A 15656-nucleotide genomic window follows, 5' to 3' on the forward strand; every position below is an offset into this window, starting at 1 on the left:
GATCAGGTCTTCCGGCTTTTTGTAATCGGCAATCAGTTGGTCAAGCACTTCTTTGGAAATGGCCATATCTCTCTCCTTGGTTGGGGGCGAACTTTTCTACCCCCGGAATGGCCATTTACACAATCCTTTTTACACCCTCGAAAGACGACCGCTTTCATGTCAGCGAGGCGTAGGCATTCTTGAATACGGAATCTGCATCGCGTAGCTGGCTTGCGGAATTGTCAACTTCAGCACAGCGTCGCCGAATTTCTTCTTGCCATTCCGCCGACAGGGGATTGTCAGGCATGTCAAGGCTCTCTATCAGTTTTTCGGCCACAAACGCCCGGAGTGCAGGGGGAAGGCCCATGGCCTCATGCATAATTTTTTCTACTGTAACAGCCATAGTTTCACGACTCCTTTCTCCCCTGAATTCGAGGGGAATGCCGAATTCGGATGAACGCCATCAGGTTTTTGGTGACTGATTTCCACCTGTACGACATTCTTTAACAGAATATGGAACACTAAAGAAAAAGTAAAGCGAAGTTCCGTTTAGCTCATCCTGCTCATTGCCATCGGTCGCCCATTCAAGGGGAAAGCTACCTCGTTTCAATCCCTTTTTCGCGCAGATGCGCCTTCACCGCGCTGATGGGCACCTCCTGTCGGTGAAAAATCCCCGCTGCCAGGGCGGCCTCGGCCCCGGTCTCCGCAAAGACCTCGGAGAAATGTTCCACCCGACCTGCGCCGCTTGAGGCGATGACCGGGATGGAAACCGCCTGTCGCACCTGATTGATCAATTCGAGGTCAAAGCCCGAATTGGTGCCGTCCTTGTCGATGCAGTTCAAGAGGATTTCCCCCGCGCCCAGGGCCTCGCAGGAGGTGGCCAGCTCCAGAGCATCGACCTCGCGGCCTTCGCGGCCTCCCTTGATCGTGCACTGATACCAGCAATACTCTTCGCCGTTAGGTCCGGGGAATTTGGTTTTGATGGTGTGGCGCGGGGTGTCAGCCGGCGATTTTACGTATACCCGGCGCGGATCAACGGAGATCACCACGGCCTGGTTGCCGTACACCGCCGAAATCTGCTCGATGGAGCTGGTCCCGGACTTTTTGCCGGTTTTCAGGTATTCCTCCGCAATCAGCACCGCGTCGCTGCCGATGGAGATCTTGTCGGCTCCGGAGCGGAAGTATTCCGAGGCCACGTCCAGGGCCGAGTAGTGTTTGCCGGTGGAGTCGGTGAACTCGCGGATGCCGCCGCCGATGGTGAGCGGCACGAAGACCTGCTCCGAGGTGCGCTGCAGGACCTCAAGCATGGGCTGATCCTTCATGGGGAAGTCCCTGAAGCCGGTGATGTTCAAGAAGGTGATTTCGTCGGCGCCTTCCTCGTAATAGCGGCGGGCCAGCTCCACCGGCTTGCCGAGATTGCGCACCTCGCCCTTGTCGCGCACATCGTACTGGTCGCCCTTGGTCACCACCAGGTCGCCGTTGTCGTTGCTGCGCACATCGAGGCAGGCGATGATCCGTTTGGCGAGCCGGGTTTCCGCCGGGGCGGTGGAGATTTCCATGGGGCTCACAGCGGAAAGATCCGTGGCTTCCAAAAAGTTTTTAAGGATCATAAGCCCGGCGGCGCCGCTTTTTTCCGGGTGGAACTGGCAGGCCGCCACATTGCCCTTCTGCACCGAGCTGATGAACTCCTCGCCGTAGTTGGTGGTGGTCAGCACCCATTCCTCGTTGCCTGCTTCGATGGCGGCCCGGTAGGAGTGGACAAAGTAGAGCTTCTCCTCCGCGAACCCGGCCAGCAGCCGGGAGGGTTTTCTGATATTGATGCCGTTCCAGCCGATCTGCGGCACCGAAAGGGTTGTCTCGGTGAATCTTCTGACCTGGCCCTTGATGATCCCCAGCCCGGCCACGCCCAAGGCCTCCTCGCTTCCTTCGAACAGGGTTTGCAGCCCCAGGCAGATGCCCAGGAATGGCCGGTCGGCCCGGAGGTATTCCAGCAGGGGCTCGACATAGCCGAATTGGTGCAGCCGCTGCATGGCGCTGCCAAAGCTGCCGACCCCGGGGAAGATCAGCTTTTCCGCGGCCAGGATATCCGCCGGAGTTTTGGCGTCGGTAACGGTGAAGCCGAGTTTTTTGATGGCGTTGCGGACGCTGCGGACATTGCCGGCCCCGTAGTCCAGAAGTGTTATGTTCATGGCTGTTCCCAAAAAAAGAGGGGATGCGTCCCCGAGAGCGAAAAGGAAAGACGCTATATTAGACGATTAGCGCGCAGGCAACAATGGGGAATTTTCCCCTTGGTTCGTGTTCGTAATGCTTGCGATAATGAGCGGAAAAAGGCATGATGAAAGCATGTGTTGCGCCGCCTCCATGGCATTGCAGTTCGCCGGTCGCGGTGCGGACCTAACCTCAACCATCAGGAGCATCAATCATGAGTAAAGCCAAGGACACCCAAAAAGCAGTCAAAAAGGAACCGGCTAAGAGCATGAAGGAAAAGAAGGCAGCCAAGCAGGCCAAAAAAAGCGAAAAGACCAAATTCACCCCGCAATGATTAGGCGGAGGCGGCTGCTTCTGGCAATGCTGTTTTTGATTGCCACTAATCTGCAGCCGGTTTTTTGACGTCATTCCCGCGCAGGCGGGAATCCAGAGGAATTAGCCAGGTTGCATGGATTCCCGCCTGCGCGGGAATGACTTGGCTGTGCCGAACGAACATGTGGCGAAAATTTGTACAGGCGGTTGCGGCGCAAGCCCGGCCGCCTTTTTTGCGTGCGGTGTTCTGACTATTTCGGCCGGATTTCCTGCTTGAGCAGGCAGCAGGAGATTCGGTGGCGCGGGCTGCCGTCCGGCAGGTATTCGAGGTTGCCGGGTTGCAGGAGTTTGTTCATCACGCAGCCCTCGGGGATGTCCAGCGAAAAAAGCTTTTTTTCGGTGATCCCGCTGTTTTCAATCAGGCAGTTGTCTTCAATGCGGAAGGTGTGCAGGGGGAAATCCTCGCACAGCGGGCAGAGGTAGACCCGGCCGTTGGGGAAGATGAAGTAGCTCTCCGCCACATTGCCCGCGCACTGAAATTCCTCCCCCGGCTCCAGGAAAACCTTGGGATAGATGACATGGATTCCCCTGCGGGCCGCATCCTTGGCCACTCCGGGGATCACGGCCAGCCACTCTTCCGGGGAGACCTGCAGCTTTGCCTCCTGTTCGCTGGCCGATTTGCCGCGCAACCCGATAACCTGGATGAAGAACCGCTTGCAGCCCAACCGCTCCAACAGCTCGGGCATGGCCGCCAGATGCTGGATATTCAGTTGGCTCACCGTGTAGATCACGCTCACCTCAAAACCCAGACCAATGGCCTTGTGCAGATTGGCGGTGCAGATGGCGAAAACCCCCTCCCCGCGCAGGGCATCGTTGACCGCCGGAGTCGGCCCGTCCAGGCTGAAACTGAGCACGGCCTCGTCGGGTTTGAGCCGGTTGAGCAGGTCGTGGTGCAGAAAGCCGTTTGAATCCACGGTGATGGTTTTGTAGCCCAGGGCCCGGGCATGCCGGATGCCGTGGATCAGGTCCGGGTGCAGGGTCGGCTCGCCGCCCAGGAAGATGACGTTGCTCTCCTTTTTGGGATCATAAAAAAGGGTGAGCCATTGCTCCATGGTTTCGCGGGAAACGGTCGCGGTGCCGTGCTGGGCCGGGTTGATGTAGCAGTGTTTGCACGCGAGATTGCACGCGGTCAGGATATGGAAGAAGATATTGCGTTCGTGCGGCTTAAAATGCAGGGTCTTGGCGACAGGCTGGTTCATGCGGGGGCCGTTCAGGGTTGGGCCAGGGTGTATGCTGCCAGCAGGCTGCCCTGCCAGTAGTTGTTTTCCGGGCCGGTGAAAAAGGATTTGAAAAGGTCCAGACTTTCCTGGCGCAGGATATGGGGCAGGATATGCACCTCCGGCCCCATGGCCTGGTACAGGGGGGCGAGATGGGTGAGCGGTAAGTTCGTGCCGCCGCCCATGGCGTCTTCATACCCATAGACAAAGGTGCGGATGCCGTTGAGCAGCATGGTGGAGTAGCACATGAGACAGGGCTCCATGGTGGAATAGACCGTGAGGGAGTCTCGGGCGATATCCGGCCTGCGGGCCAGCAGATCCCGCAGGGCGACGATCTCGGCGTGATCCAGCTCGTTGGCTGTTTCGTTCCGGCTGTTGGCGCGCCTGCCGAAAGCCACCGGTTCGTTTCCGGCAACAATGACGGCGCCCACGGGAAATTCGTTGCTGGCCAGGGCCTGTCGTGCCTGTTGCAGGGCAAGGTGCATGAATGTTTCGTGCTGCATGGGCAACCTTTAAGTGAGAAGTGAGCCTCTTGCAAAATTCTGCCAAATTGAATGCCCCCTCCCTTGACGGGAGGGGGTCAGGGGGTGGGTGAACAAGCAACCTGCCGATTTCATAGTTGTTTCCCCCTCACCCTAACCCTCCCCCGCCAGGTAAGCGCAGACTCCGAGGGGGAGGGAACTTTTTGGATTTTTGCAAGAGGCTCAAGTGGTTTTGTCTTACCAGTCTGCCCGGAAGCCGTCAAGCCGGAAAGCGGGCGAAACACCATGCTGACGAGGATCAGGGAATGCTTGAAAAACGCCCAAAAATAAGGTAGTGAGTACGGCTGAAAATCAAAAAAAAGCGAGGAGAAACCGATGAGCGCGGAAGATATGCAATGCATCCCCTATGAGGTGGCCAAGAAACTGGTCGGCGCGGTGATGGAAGAGGAGCACCTCCAAGAAACAAACCGGCGGGTGTTGACCGTGTATGGCACCAACGACCAGGAGCTCTGCTGGTTCGACGCCGAGGATATTTTTGCCGAAATGGCGGCCACCGAGGGCGGCGTCCCCAAAAACGACGACGACATGAAGGCCAAGGCCGTGGAGCTGATTCTGCATCAGATCCCGAAATGGGCGGTTGAAGATCTGCTTATAAAAATGGGGCTCGACAAGAAGTAAGGGGCAAGGTGAAAGGGGCAAGGTGAAAGGTGACTAATTTCAACGAATAGTGGTATTTCTGTCTCAAACCTTTAGCCTTTAACCTAGCACCTTTATCCTTTCACCTCGTTTGGCATGGGCGGGATTTTTTCGCCGCCCAGCACATAGCCGCCGTCCATCCGCAGCACCGACCCGGTCATGTAAGTGGCGTCTTGTAACAGAAAGAAGACTGCCGCGATGATTTCTTCGATTTTCCCGGTCCGTTTGAGCAGGATATGCTCACGGATCGCGGCCTGTTGCTCCGCGCTGAGCAGCCCCCAGCCCCGAGTCTGCTCTGCGTGTCTGGTTTCAAAAAATCCCAGCATCAACTCATTGACCCGCACGTTGGGCGCGCCTTCCCTGGCCCAGGTTTCCGTAAAGGAGGAGATGGCGCGATTCGCCGCGGAATAGCCATCGTTAAAGATGAGGCCAGCCGGGCCGCAGCGGCCGACAATCCCGGCGATGGAAGAAAGGGTGATAACCGCGGCTTCGGGATTTTCGCATAAAAGCGGGAGGGCGGAACGCATGACCCACCATTTGGCCCGTAGGGTGGTGGCCATCTCAAGCTCCCATTGCTCCGGGGTGTAATGGCCGTGGACAATGGGCATGCCGCCGCGTTCGATATTGTTGATCAGGATGTGGAGTCCGCCGTAGCGGGTCTGGATGGTGGCGAAAAGCTCCTGGATGGCGGCCGGGTCGCGCAGATCGACCTTGATCGCCAGATGGTCCCCGCCGAGGGCGGCAAGCTCATCCCGCATGGCGGCTGCTTCTTCCGGCCAGTCATGGTGGGTAAGCACAACCGTGGCTCCACCCTTGGCCAAGGCAAAACCGATGGCCTTGCCGATCCCCTTTGCCCCTCCGAGAACAAGGGCTGTTTTGCCTTGAAGTTTCATCAGCGATCCAAGCCTCTGGCAATAGCCGGGGAACGGATTAACCCTTTTTGCCGGCGCCGGTTTTCTTGGGCAAGGGTGCCGGAGATTTCTTTTTCTTTTCTTTCTTGACTGGCGATTTTTTTCCCTTTGCCGAAGGGGAAGCAGCTTTTTTTTGTGATTTTTTCTTTGTAAGGCCGCGGGATTTTTTCTTCTTGCCGACGGGAGGGCCGGAGGGTTCCACGCTCAAGGAAAGCAGGGGGATGCAGGCGACATTCCGGTCCAGGTGAAACGGTTCATCGCTCAGTTTGTAGTCGGTGGTTTGATAGGGGATTCTCAGATGTTGCCCCAGGGAGAGCCGCTCCTGCTCAAGATTGTTGGCCTTCAACAGGGTGGTTTTGCTCAGCTTGTATTTTTTGCGGATGGTGGTCAGGGTTTCCCCGCGTTTCACCACGTGCGTATTGAACTTGGTGACCGTGACCACGCGAACCTTGGGCAGATTCTCGATCACCGACTCCTTCGTGCCAGGCGGCACCCGCAACGGGTAATCCGCTTCGGAAGGCGGGGTGATGGCCTTGGACAGATGCCGGTTGAGGGCAAGAATTTCCTCATCGGGAAGATTGCAAGCCAGGGCGACCGCCTTGATCGGAGTTCCTCGGGGCACGCGGACAGTGTCGTATTCCAGCGGCTCGTCGTAATCAATGTCGTCAAACCCGTACTTCTCCGGATCCTTGGCAATCATGATGGCGGCGATGAGCTGCGGGACATAGAGCTTTGTTTCCGAATGGATATACTGGCTCTGGGCGATCTCCCAAAAATCCTCGGTGTCGGACTGCTTCATGGCCCGTTTGATTCGTCCTTCTCCGGCATTGTATGCGGCCACAGCCAGATGCCACGAGTCAAACTGCTTGTAGAGGTTCGAGAGATAGGCGACCGCCGCCTTGGTCGATTTGACCGGATCCCGCCGTTCGTCAACATACTTGTTGACCTCCAGTCCGTAACTCTTGCCGGTGGCCCGCATGAACTGCCAGGTGCCCACCGCGCTGGCATGGGACGAAACCGTGGGGTTGAAGCCGCTTTCAATCATGGGAAGGTAGGCAAGATCCTCGGGTAGTCCGGCCAGGGAAAGCTCTTTTTTTATCATGGGCAGATAGCGGGACGAGCGGGCGAGCCATTTGGCAAAGGTCTTGCGATGACGGTTCTGAAAATAATCCAGGTAATATTCCACCTGGTTATTCATGGCGAGGGGGAAATCGTAGGGTGCCGCCTCTTCTTCCGCGTCGAGCAAGGGAAGCGTATCCCAGGCGCTGAGTTGTGATAGTTCCCGTATTTCCGGGCTTACTGCAAGGTTGAGCGCGTGAGGGTCCGCCTTCGCCAGGGGTGATTTTTCCTCCGGCGGGGGGGAATTTCTCTGTTTTTCGCGGCTGGGCATGGTTTCCACGGTACTCACGGCAGGGCCGTGATGCTCCAGCGGCGCACAGGCGGCGAAGCTCCCCAGAACCAGGACGGCAACGGTCAGGATGAGAAAATGTCTGGGCCAGAGAGGAAGTGTGACCCTGAAAATCCGTGAATGGGTATGCAAGCAGTGTTTCCCTGCGTGGTAAATTTTCAGGCGTCAACCAATCCGGTATGCCTGGGGGAAAATCATAGAGTGGCTCATGCAGACTGATCAAAAGAATGCTGGGTTTTCCCATCGGGAAATTCTTGCACTATACCAAAATAACGCTCCGCCACTTTTACAGGACAACCTCCTTTCCTGCAATCAAAAAACAGGACGTTGCGCCTTTGTTGCCGCTATTTATATATTTATTTCAGCAAGTTAAGTCGTGTTCGATTTTGGGTGGAGCAGGGGGGCGCTTCTCGCGTCAACATGGATTTCGTTTCCGTGGAAGCGGAGTTTGCTCATTTTCAGGAAAACTCCGCTGCGAGATTTTTAATCAACCGTTATGGTGGGAAAAGAGGGGCGACATGTTGGCGCCCTTTGGCTCCATTGCGTGGCGTGGCAAGAAAAAACTTGCAATATTCATTGATGTTTGAGCAGGATGGAAGCATAATATGATACTGTCTCCCTGCTTTCTGGGGAAGCGGACGCTGTTTCCTGTGGGTCGTTGATTTTTTTCGTTTTGCAAGGAGTGCATGTATGGCAGATGGTCATAAACCATTGTCGGATCTTCTCGATGAAATGGCCTTGAAGATTCTGATGATTGAACCGGGTGACCTTTCCATTGTGGGAGAGTTGCTTGACCTGATAGAACAGTTGTTGCCAGGGCGCGCAGCCGCGGATACGCCGGTGGTTATCCAGCGAATGGCTACCGCGTTCAAGGGCGCTCTTGAAAAATTTATCATGGGCGAGCTGGCCGACTCCGCGGAAAACTATGAGTATCTCGGTCAGTGCATCACCGAAATGCAGGAATCTGCCCGAAAAGAGGGACATCCCGGCGAAAATATTCTTGCCCAATTCTGCGATAACATGAAAAAAATCGGCCTTGCCGTGGATCCCTCCTCGCTTTTGGGCGGCACAGACGCGGCTTTTGCCGGGAAAGGTGATGAGGAAGACGGGCTTCAGGCCGAGGAAGAATGCCTTGTCGCCGCACCTCCGCACGATTCCGGTCCGGCGCAACCCTCTGGGGGCGGCGGGCCGGGTCAGGAGGCAATTCCCGACTTCCTGCAAGACACGGACCTGCTTGCCGGGTTCATCGAGGAAGCCTTTGAGCATCTTGAATCCATCGAAGTCAACGTGCTCGAACTGGAGCAGAGTCCGGATGACCAGGATATCATTAATAATATCTTCCGGCCGTTCCATACGATCAAGGGTGTCTCCGGCTTTCTTAACCTGAAAACCATCAACAGGCTTGCCCATGCCACGGAAAATCTGCTGGATGATGTGCGCAATGGCAAGCGGCCCATGGATTCCGCGGTTATCGACATCGTCCTGACCGTCGGTGACGCGCTGAAATCCATGGTTGAAGACATCAAGGATGTCTTGCAGAATGGGCCGGCCAATTACAAGGATATCGATATCAGCGGTTTTCTGGTTAATATTACCCAGTTGCAAGAGGGAGGGGCTGAAGCCCCGCCGGTTGAACAGATCTCTGCTCCAGAGCCGGTTTCCCAACCGGAGGTTTTCGATGCCGAGGAAGAGCCTGAACCTCCCGCCGTCGAGGAGGAAGCCCCCGTTGCTCCGGCCAGGCCGGCCACCGTTCGGGGGGGCGTCCAGCCTGCCTCCGTTTCGAGGGTTGCCCCCCCGGCGAGTCCAGCCGCCCGCGCTTCTGCTGATTCTGCCCCGAAGAAAATCGGCGCCTCCATCAAGGTGGACGTGGAAAAACTCGATGCCTTGGTGAATGCGGTGGGGGAGCTGGTGATCATGCAATCGCTGGTTCGCCAGAACAAGCTCGTTTCCCGGATCGCCGACCCCAAGCTTACCAAGGATTTTTCCCAACTGACCCGGATCACCTCCGAGCTGCAGCGCACGGCCATGTCCATGCGCATGGTTCCCATCAAGCAAACCTTTGACAAAATGATTCGGTTGGTCCGGGATCTTTCTAAAAAATCAGGGAAAAAGGTTGACCTGATCATGGAAGGCGCCGACACCGAGATTGACCGTAACATGGTGGACTCGATCTATGATCCGCTTGTCCACATGATGCGAAACTCCGTGGACCATGGCATCTCTCCCCCGGCCGACCGGGCGCAGTTCGGCAAGCCGGAAACCGGCACCGTCTATCTCCGCGCCTACCAGAAGGGCGGCAGCATGATGATCGAGATCGAGGACGATGGCGAGGGCCTCAACACCAAGAAAATCAGGAAAAAAGCCATTGAACGCGGATTGATCAGTGAATCCGATGCCCTGTCTGATTTTGAATTGAACAACCTTATTTTTCTTCCAGGGTTCTCCACAGCGGACAAGATTACCGATGTTTCCGGCCGCGGGGTGGGCATGGATGTGGTGAAAAAAGCGGTGGAAAAACTGCGGGGCAAGGTGGAGGTGCAAAGCCAGTCGGGCAAGGGCTCCCTCTTCGTGATCCGTCTGCCCTTGACCCTGGCGATCATCGATGGGATCATTGTCCGGGTCGGCAGTGAGCGGTATATCATTCCCACCATTGCCATTCAGGAGTCCATGCATCCCGAGGAGAAAAACTACAGCACCGTGCATGGCCGAGGAGAGAATCTCTTGGTGCGCGGCGATCTGGTGCCCATTATCAGGTTGTATGAAATTTTTGGCGTAGCCCCTACCTATACCGACCCCTGTGATGCCATTGTCGTTGTGGTGGAGAACGAGGGGCGGCGTCGCGCCTTGATGGTTGATGAACTTCTGGGCAAGGAAGAGGTGGTCATCAAGAACCTCGGCGGCCTTGATGTGCCAGGCGTTGCCGGCGGCACCATTCTTGGCGACGGCAGGGTTGGGCTTATCCTTGACCTGGCTGGAGTCATGGCCAGCAAGGTTGATTGAGTTTTTTCGCAAACAGGCGGAATTGGGGAATGTTTTCATCCCCAGGGGCGGAGCAATCGCCCCGTGGGTCTTTCATGAAAAAGGAGGATGTTGATGGAAGCAGCAAGCGTAGCGCAGAATTTAGGCCCCGGGGCCGAACTGGCAGGGAAATACCTCACCTTTTCCTTGGGAAACGAGGATTACGGGGTGGGCATTCTCAGCGTCAGGGAGATAATCGGGGTCATGGAGATTACGGCTGTGCCGCATACCCCGGCGTATATCAAGGGGGTTATCAATCTGCGGGGCAAGGTCATTCCCGTGCTGGACTTGCGGCTCAAATTCAATATGAACCACAAGGAATATGACGAGAGAACCTGTATCATCGTGGTCGAGGTGCAGGGGCAAACCGCTCCGGTGCAGGTGGGCATGGTTGTGGACTCGGTTTCGGAGGTTTTGAATATCGCCGCCGCTGAAATAGAGCCTCCGCCCTCCCTGGGTTCTTCGTCGGAAACCGAAAATATTCTGGGTATGGCTAAAGTCAAAGGCGAGGTCAAGATCCTGCTCGATGTGGACAGGGTTGTTGGCGAAGGGCTTTTGCAGCAGTTCGCCGCCCAGTAACACCCAGTACAGCGAGCAAGCTTTCCGAAGAGGTGTTGGCGTTGCCTGTGGGGGGCGGGCAGAACCAGTGGGGCTTGGCTGTGGGGATTGTTGTGCGGTAAGCAAACCTAAGTCGCAGGCCGAGAAAGAGTTGTATCTGATTGCAGAGGGGAAGTGAATCTTCTGCAAGGATAACAAGGGAGCGGCTTTGTGGTATTGAACAGTGAAGGACCAAGCAATATTCGTTATCAGCAGCTCAACGACGGGTTGTTTCAGAAATTCAGCGACCTGGTGTATGAAAAAACCGGGATCTTTCTGAAGCCGGAAAAAAAGGAGCTGCTGAACGCCCGCCTCGGCAAGCGGCTGCGAGCCACCGGAATAACGTCGTTTAAGCAATACTATGAGTATGTCATCAACGACAGGTCCGGGGATGAGCTTGTTCATCTCATTGACAACGTTTCCACTAATTTCACCTCTTTTTTCCGGGAAAATTCCCATTTCGAAATCTTGAGCTCCACGGTTTTGCCCGCCTTTGTCAAGGAGGGGCGGGGGAAAAGCAAGGAGATTCTTCTGTGGTCCTCCGCCAGTTCCTCCGGGGAGGAACCATACACCATGGCCATGGTGGTGGAGGACTTTGTCAGCCGCCATCCGGGGATGCGCTACCGCATCATGGCCACGGACATCTCCACCCGGGTTTTGGCCCAGGCGAAGCGAGGCGTGTATGCCGATGAAAGAGTGACCAAGGTTCCCACGCCGTTCTTGAAAAAATATTTCCAGAAAGGGGTGGGAAACTCCGATGGCTATGTGAAGGTGAAGGATGAACTTCGGAGGATGGTGCACTTTGACCGGTTCAATCTCATGGGCGATTTTCCTTGGCGTGCGGCCATTGATGTTATTTTTTGCCGAAACGTCATGATCTATTTCAACCGGGAAACCCAGCAGGAGCTGGTGAGCAAATTCCATGAGGCGCTTACCCCGGGCGGATATCTTTTTATCGGCCACTCCGAAAGCATCAGCGGGTTGAAGCATAATTTCACCCAGGTTGACGCAACCGCGTACATGAAGCGATGAAGGTTGTTGCCTTGGGGGAGACGCCTGAGGCAATGACGGTTACAGGACAGAGAACGCATGAAGATAATCGTTGGCATTTCAGACATGAAAGTCAGCAACAAGCCAGAGGATGTCCTGATCACCTATTCCCTCGGTTCCTGTATCGGCGTGGTGATCTGGGATCCGGTGGCCAAGGTGGGTGGGTTGCTGCATTATATGCTGCCGGATTCTTCCCTTGACAAGGAAAAGGCTGAACTCAAGCCCTTTATGTTTGCGGACACCGGGATACCCAGGTTGTTCAAGGAAACGTACAAGTTCGGAGCCCTGAAAAACCGTTTGATCGTTAAGGTGGTCGGCGGCTCGCAAATCATGGACAGCGCCGGGATCTTTAATATCGGCAAGCGAAATCAGGCGGTTCTGCGCAAGATGTTCTGGAAGAACCAGATCATGCTCGCCAAGGAAGATGTCGGTGGCACGGGGAACCGCACGGTGAGTTTGGAAATCGGAACAGGGATTACCCACTTGAAGGTTTCAGGAAGAGGGGAGTTTGAGTTATGAGCCGTCTGGATGAGATACTTTCCCTGGTCAAGCATGTCCCGCCTTTTCCCAAGGTGGCCCAACGTGTTTCGGAGATGCTGAACGATTCCGAGGTGAGTGCTGCGGCCCTGGCCGAGGTTATCCAATACGATCAGGTGATTACGGCCAATGTGCTAAAAATCTGTAACGCCGCCTATTTCGGTCTCTCCCGCAAGGTTTCTTCCTTGGATGAGGCATTGGTTATCGTGGGCAATGACACCCTCAAGGATATCATCATTACCAGCAGCAGCGCCCGCTTTTATAAGGGCGCCGCCGGAGAGGGGTATAAGCTGGATCAGGGCGAGTTGTGGAAGCATTCCATTGCCGCCGGCATAATGGCCAAGGAGCTGGTCAACTATGTCAAGGGCGTTGAGCCTGGAAGCGCGTATACCGCCGGGCTGTTGCACGACATCGGCAAACGGTTTCTAAGCAGTTTTGTTGCCGATGATTTTAAGAAAATCATGATGAAGGTGGTTCAGGACAACTGCTCTTTTGTCGAGGCGGAGAAGGAGCTCTTGGGAGCCTCCCACGCCGAACTCGGCGGGATGATCATGAGCCAATGGGATTTCCCCAAGGAGATAGAGTTGGCGGTTTTGCAACACCATGAACCCGATGCCTTGGAAAAGGATCCCCTCACCGCCATCGTGGCCCTGGCCAATGCCCTGGTGATCAGCATGGGGATCGGAGTCGGCGCCGATGGCCTGTCCGTGAGAGTGCAGGGGGGAGGGCTGAAAAGATTTGGCATTACGCCAATGCATCTTGAGCTCTGCATGGCGAATCTTCTCACGGAACTCGATCGGGCTCAGGAACTTTTTCATATTTAGAAGGGTTAGGTGAAAAAAAACAGTGCTTGCACGGGAAGTTTTCACGGTTGGGCATGCCAGACAGTATTTCGGCGCCGTTGGCACTGCGGTTGCGTTTTTGTGCAAACAACGGTTCGGCAAAAGTAAATTCATCCCCTGCGTAGGCGCCGGCCTACTGGTCCGGCTGGAGCAGCAGGGGACAGGACAGGCGTAAGACAACGAATGTCCAGAGTGGGATAATTCAAGAAGGCGGGAGAGAGGGCGATGGCTTTCAATATTTTGGTGGCAGATGACTCTGAGACCATGCGGGCCGTGATCAAAAAAACCGTGAGCATGTCCGGAGTGCCTGTCGGTGAGTTCCATGAGGCGTGTAACGGCAAAGAGGCCTTGGCTATTTTGGCTGAAACCTGGATTGATGTTATTTTGTCAGACATCAACATGCCGGAAATGGGCGGGATGGAGCTCTTGAAAAAGGTCAGTGAAGATGAGGATCTGAGGAAAATTCCCCTGATCTTCATTACCACCGAGGCCAGCGATGCCCGGAAGGAAGAGGCGCAAAAGTTCGGGGTTGCCGGTTATGTTAAAAAACCCTTCCAGCCGGAGACCATCAAGGCCATTCTGTACGAAGTGCTGGAAAAGGCTTACGCGCACAGGCTTGAAGAGCAGCCCGGCGCGGAAGATGCCGGCGAGAGTGATTTTTAGAGGAAGATTTTTCTGCGCAGCCATGTGAACAAGGGACGGCATGGGCTTTGCGGCTGACCCGGGGCGCAGGATACGGGTGATCGATTATTGGGGAAAAAGCCGGGAGGATGGCTGACATGGATCAGGATTTGCGGCGGGTTATATTTGAAACGTTTTCAGAGGTGTTTGAGACCATGTTTTTCACTTTTCTGGAGCCGCTTGAAGAGACGCCGGGAAAGGAGGATCTCGGCCAAGGCAGATTTGTTGAAGCAGCGATCAGTTATTCCGGCGGTTGCAATGGCAGATTCCTTTTTTATTTTCCGTGGGAGCTTGGCAAGAATATTACCGTGAATTTTCTCGGGGTTGACGAGGATGAGGTGCAGGAAGGGCAGGTCAAGGATACGGCGGCGGAAACAGCAAACATGGCCATCGGCGGTTTGCTGGGCAAGCTGGATCCTGGCGGCAAGGCTTCGCTGGCTATTCCCCAAGCCCGGGTGCTTGCGGAATTTTCCCCAGAGACCTTGCTTGGCGAGTCGGGCCTGTGCATGTTTAACACCGAATTCGGGATTCTCTGGGTTGTGGGAATACATGCGTAGAATGGGTAAATCCGGAAAATAGCGCGTTGTTTTTTTGAACGAGCAAAAAGACAAGAAGAGATTATGAGAAAAATACGCGTACTTGTGGTGGATGATTCCGCGGTGGTCCGTAAGGTTTTCAGCGAGGAATTGTCACACGAAAAGGACATCGAGGTTGTGGCCACGGCCCCGGACCCCTATGTGGCAAGAGATAAGATCGTTGCTCTCAAGCCTGATGTGGTGACGCTGGATGTGGAAATGCCACGGATGGACGGCATTACCTTTTTGAAAAAGTTGATGCGGTATTTTCCTCTTCCGGTCATCATCGTCAGTTCCCTGACCAAGGCGGGGGGGGCCCTGGCCATGGAGGCCATGGACAGCGGGGCGGTGGATGTCATCTGCAAGCCGGGCGAGGCCTATTCCGTCGGCGACATGAGCGCCCAGCTTGCCGAAAAAATCCGGGCCGCCTCCCATGTCAACATGGCGCAACGGGCCATGCACCTTGCCTCGGTTCGACCCGCCGATGCGCCCAGGCTTTCGCTGACCAAGACGACCAATAAATTGATCGCCATCGGCGCTTCCACCGGCGGCACCGAAGCCCTGAAGGATGTTCTCACCCAGTTTCCTGCGAATACGCCGGGGATCATGATTGTCCAGCACATGCCCGCCAACTTTACCACCAGTTTTGCCGAGAGGCTGAACAGCCTGTGTCAAATCCGGGTAAAAGAGGCGCAGGACGGTGATTCCGTGGTGCCGGGCACCGCATTGCTTGCCCCAGGGAATTTTCATATGGTGCTGCGGCGAAGCGGCGCCCGCTATTATGTGAATATCAAAAGCGGCCCGCTGGTTTGCTATCAGCGCCCGGCCGTGGATGTGTTGTTTAATTCGGTGGCTGCCTACGGCGGGGCCAACGCGGTTGGCGTTATCCTCACCGGCATGGGCAAGGATGGCGCTCAGGGCATGCTGAAGATGAAAGAGGCCGGTGCGCAAACAATCGCCCAGGATGAAAAAACCTGTGTTGTTTTCGGGATGCCCAAGGAGGCCATCGCCGCCGGCGGAGTGGATAAGATTGTGCCGCTGCTCGATATCCCCGCCGAAGTCATGAAGATGCTGTAGCGCTTG

Annotated in this window: 15 protein-coding genes; 9 read left to right on the forward strand and 6 right to left on the reverse strand. The window is 55.6% G+C overall.

Annotated elements, in window-relative coordinates; translation table 11 throughout:
• Positions 1 to 154 precede the first annotated feature (154 nt).
• The 4 genes from MWR57_RS09055 to MWR57_RS09070 form a co-directional block, all read right to left on the reverse strand.
• Positions 155 to 382, reverse strand: a complete 228-nt coding sequence (locus MWR57_RS09055) for an addiction module protein (RefSeq protein WP_423124488.1) — start codon at positions 380 to 382, stop codon at positions 155 to 157.
• A gap of 193 nt (positions 383 to 575) precedes the next feature.
• On the reverse strand, positions 576 to 2168 hold the full coding sequence (hisF, locus tag MWR57_RS09060) for an imidazole glycerol phosphate synthase subunit HisF (RefSeq protein WP_423124489.1): 1593 nt from the start codon (positions 2166 to 2168) through the stop codon (positions 576 to 578).
• A gap of 582 nt (positions 2169 to 2750) precedes the next feature.
• On the reverse strand, positions 2751 to 3758 hold the full coding sequence (locus tag MWR57_RS09065; RefSeq protein ID WP_423124490.1) for a radical SAM protein: 1008 nt from the start codon (positions 3756 to 3758) through the stop codon (positions 2751 to 2753).
• Between the two features lie 11 nt (positions 3759 to 3769).
• Positions 3770 to 4279, reverse strand: a complete 510-nt coding sequence (locus tag MWR57_RS09070) for a nucleoside deaminase (protein WP_423124491.1) — start codon at positions 4277 to 4279, stop codon at positions 3770 to 3772.
• A 354-nt stretch (positions 4280 to 4633) separates the two neighbouring features.
• On the opposite strand from MWR57_RS09070, the gene MWR57_RS09075 reads away from it, so the two are divergent.
• Positions 4634 to 4936, forward strand: coding sequence for a hypothetical protein (locus tag MWR57_RS09075; protein ID WP_423124492.1), 303 nt, complete (start codon positions 4634 to 4636; stop codon positions 4934 to 4936).
• Positions 4937 to 5028: 92 nt separating this feature from the next.
• Here the strand turns inward: MWR57_RS09075 and MWR57_RS09080 are convergent, their stop codons facing one another.
• Both MWR57_RS09080 and MWR57_RS09085 read right to left on the reverse strand, forming a co-directional pair.
• Positions 5029 to 5847 carry an SDR family NAD(P)-dependent oxidoreductase gene (locus tag MWR57_RS09080; protein WP_423124493.1) on the reverse strand — a complete coding sequence of 273 codons (819 nt, stop codon included), beginning with the start codon at positions 5845 to 5847 and terminating at the stop codon, positions 5029 to 5031.
• Between the two features lie 37 nt (positions 5848 to 5884).
• Complete coding sequence (locus MWR57_RS09085; RefSeq protein ID WP_423124494.1) at positions 5885 to 7405, reverse strand: lytic transglycosylase domain-containing protein; 1521 nt, start codon at positions 7403 to 7405, stop codon at positions 5885 to 5887.
• Positions 7406 to 7963: 558 nt separating this feature from the next.
• Between MWR57_RS09085 and MWR57_RS09090 the strand changes: the two genes are divergently transcribed.
• The 8 genes from MWR57_RS09090 (at position 7964) to MWR57_RS09125 (ending at position 15650) form a co-directional block, all read left to right on the forward strand.
• On the forward strand, positions 7964 to 10273 hold the full coding sequence (locus MWR57_RS09090) for a chemotaxis protein CheA (RefSeq protein WP_423124495.1): 2310 nt from the start codon (positions 7964 to 7966) through the stop codon (positions 10271 to 10273).
• A 93-nt stretch (positions 10274 to 10366) separates the two neighbouring features.
• A complete protein-coding gene (locus tag MWR57_RS09095; RefSeq protein WP_423124496.1) occupies positions 10367 to 10870 on the forward strand; it encodes a chemotaxis protein CheW in 504 nt (167 codons plus the stop codon).
• A gap of 189 nt (positions 10871 to 11059) precedes the next feature.
• On the forward strand, positions 11060 to 11920 hold the full coding sequence (locus tag MWR57_RS09100; RefSeq protein ID WP_423124497.1) for a CheR family methyltransferase: 861 nt from the start codon (positions 11060 to 11062) through the stop codon (positions 11918 to 11920).
• A 57-nt stretch (positions 11921 to 11977) separates the two neighbouring features.
• Complete coding sequence (locus tag MWR57_RS09105) at positions 11978 to 12457, forward strand: chemotaxis protein CheD (RefSeq protein WP_423124498.1); 480 nt, start codon at positions 11978 to 11980, stop codon at positions 12455 to 12457.
• Positions 12454 to 13299, forward strand: coding sequence for an HDOD domain-containing protein (locus MWR57_RS09110; protein WP_423124499.1), 846 nt, complete (start codon positions 12454 to 12456; stop codon positions 13297 to 13299). The genes MWR57_RS09105 and MWR57_RS09110 overlap by 4 nt, the downstream gene beginning before the upstream one ends.
• 243 nt (positions 13300 to 13542) lie before the next feature.
• Positions 13543 to 13980 (forward strand): response regulator, encoded by a 438-nt coding sequence (locus MWR57_RS09115; RefSeq protein WP_423124500.1) that lies wholly within the window; start codon positions 13543 to 13545, stop codon positions 13978 to 13980.
• A gap of 116 nt (positions 13981 to 14096) precedes the next feature.
• Positions 14097 to 14555, forward strand: coding sequence for a chemotaxis protein CheX (locus MWR57_RS09120; protein WP_423124501.1), 459 nt, complete (start codon positions 14097 to 14099; stop codon positions 14553 to 14555).
• 63 nt (positions 14556 to 14618) lie between these two features.
• Positions 14619 to 15650: a protein-glutamate methylesterase/protein-glutamine glutaminase gene (locus MWR57_RS09125; RefSeq protein WP_423124502.1), complete on the forward strand. Its 1032-nt coding sequence runs from the start codon at positions 14619 to 14621 to the stop codon at positions 15648 to 15650.
• The last annotated feature ends 6 nt before the right edge of the window (positions 15651 to 15656 follow it).

Origin of the sequence: Hydrosulfovibrio ferrireducens (assembly GCF_046883345.1) — a bacterium.
In the GTDB taxonomy this organism is placed as follows: Bacteria; Desulfobacterota; Desulfobulbia; order Desulfobulbales; family Desulfurivibrionaceae; genus Thiovibrio; species Thiovibrio ferrireducens.

Excerpts from the sequence above, each read along its gene's own strand:
- MWR57_RS09055 (WP_423124488.1), bottom strand. The coding sequence starts at position 382 with ATGGCTGTTACAGTAGAAAAAATTATGCATGAGGCCATGGGCCTTCCC.
- hisF (WP_423124489.1), bottom strand. The coding sequence starts at position 2,168 with ATGAACATAACACTTCTGGACTACGGGGCCGGCAATGTCCGCAGCGTC.
- MWR57_RS09065 (WP_423124490.1), bottom strand. The coding sequence starts at position 3,758 with ATGAACCAGCCTGTCGCCAAGACCCTGCATTTTAAGCCGCACGAACGC.
- MWR57_RS09070 (WP_423124491.1), bottom strand. The coding sequence starts at position 4,279 with ATGCAGCACGAAACATTCATGCACCTTGCCCTGCAACAGGCACGACAG.
- MWR57_RS09075 (WP_423124492.1), top strand. The coding sequence starts at position 4,634 with ATGAGCGCGGAAGATATGCAATGCATCCCCTATGAGGTGGCCAAGAAA.
- MWR57_RS09080 (WP_423124493.1), bottom strand. The coding sequence starts at position 5,847 with ATGAAACTTCAAGGCAAAACAGCCCTTGTTCTCGGAGGGGCAAAGGGG.
- MWR57_RS09090 (WP_423124495.1), top strand. The coding sequence starts at position 7,964 with ATGGCAGATGGTCATAAACCATTGTCGGATCTTCTCGATGAAATGGCC.
- MWR57_RS09095 (WP_423124496.1), top strand. The coding sequence starts at position 10,367 with ATGGAAGCAGCAAGCGTAGCGCAGAATTTAGGCCCCGGGGCCGAACTG.
- MWR57_RS09105 (WP_423124498.1), top strand. The coding sequence starts at position 11,978 with ATGAAGATAATCGTTGGCATTTCAGACATGAAAGTCAGCAACAAGCCA.
- MWR57_RS09110 (WP_423124499.1), top strand. The coding sequence starts at position 12,454 with ATGAGCCGTCTGGATGAGATACTTTCCCTGGTCAAGCATGTCCCGCCT.
- MWR57_RS09115 (WP_423124500.1), top strand. The coding sequence starts at position 13,543 with ATGGCTTTCAATATTTTGGTGGCAGATGACTCTGAGACCATGCGGGCC.
- MWR57_RS09120 (WP_423124501.1), top strand. The coding sequence starts at position 14,097 with ATGGATCAGGATTTGCGGCGGGTTATATTTGAAACGTTTTCAGAGGTG.
- MWR57_RS09125 (WP_423124502.1), top strand. The coding sequence starts at position 14,619 with ATGAGAAAAATACGCGTACTTGTGGTGGATGATTCCGCGGTGGTCCGT.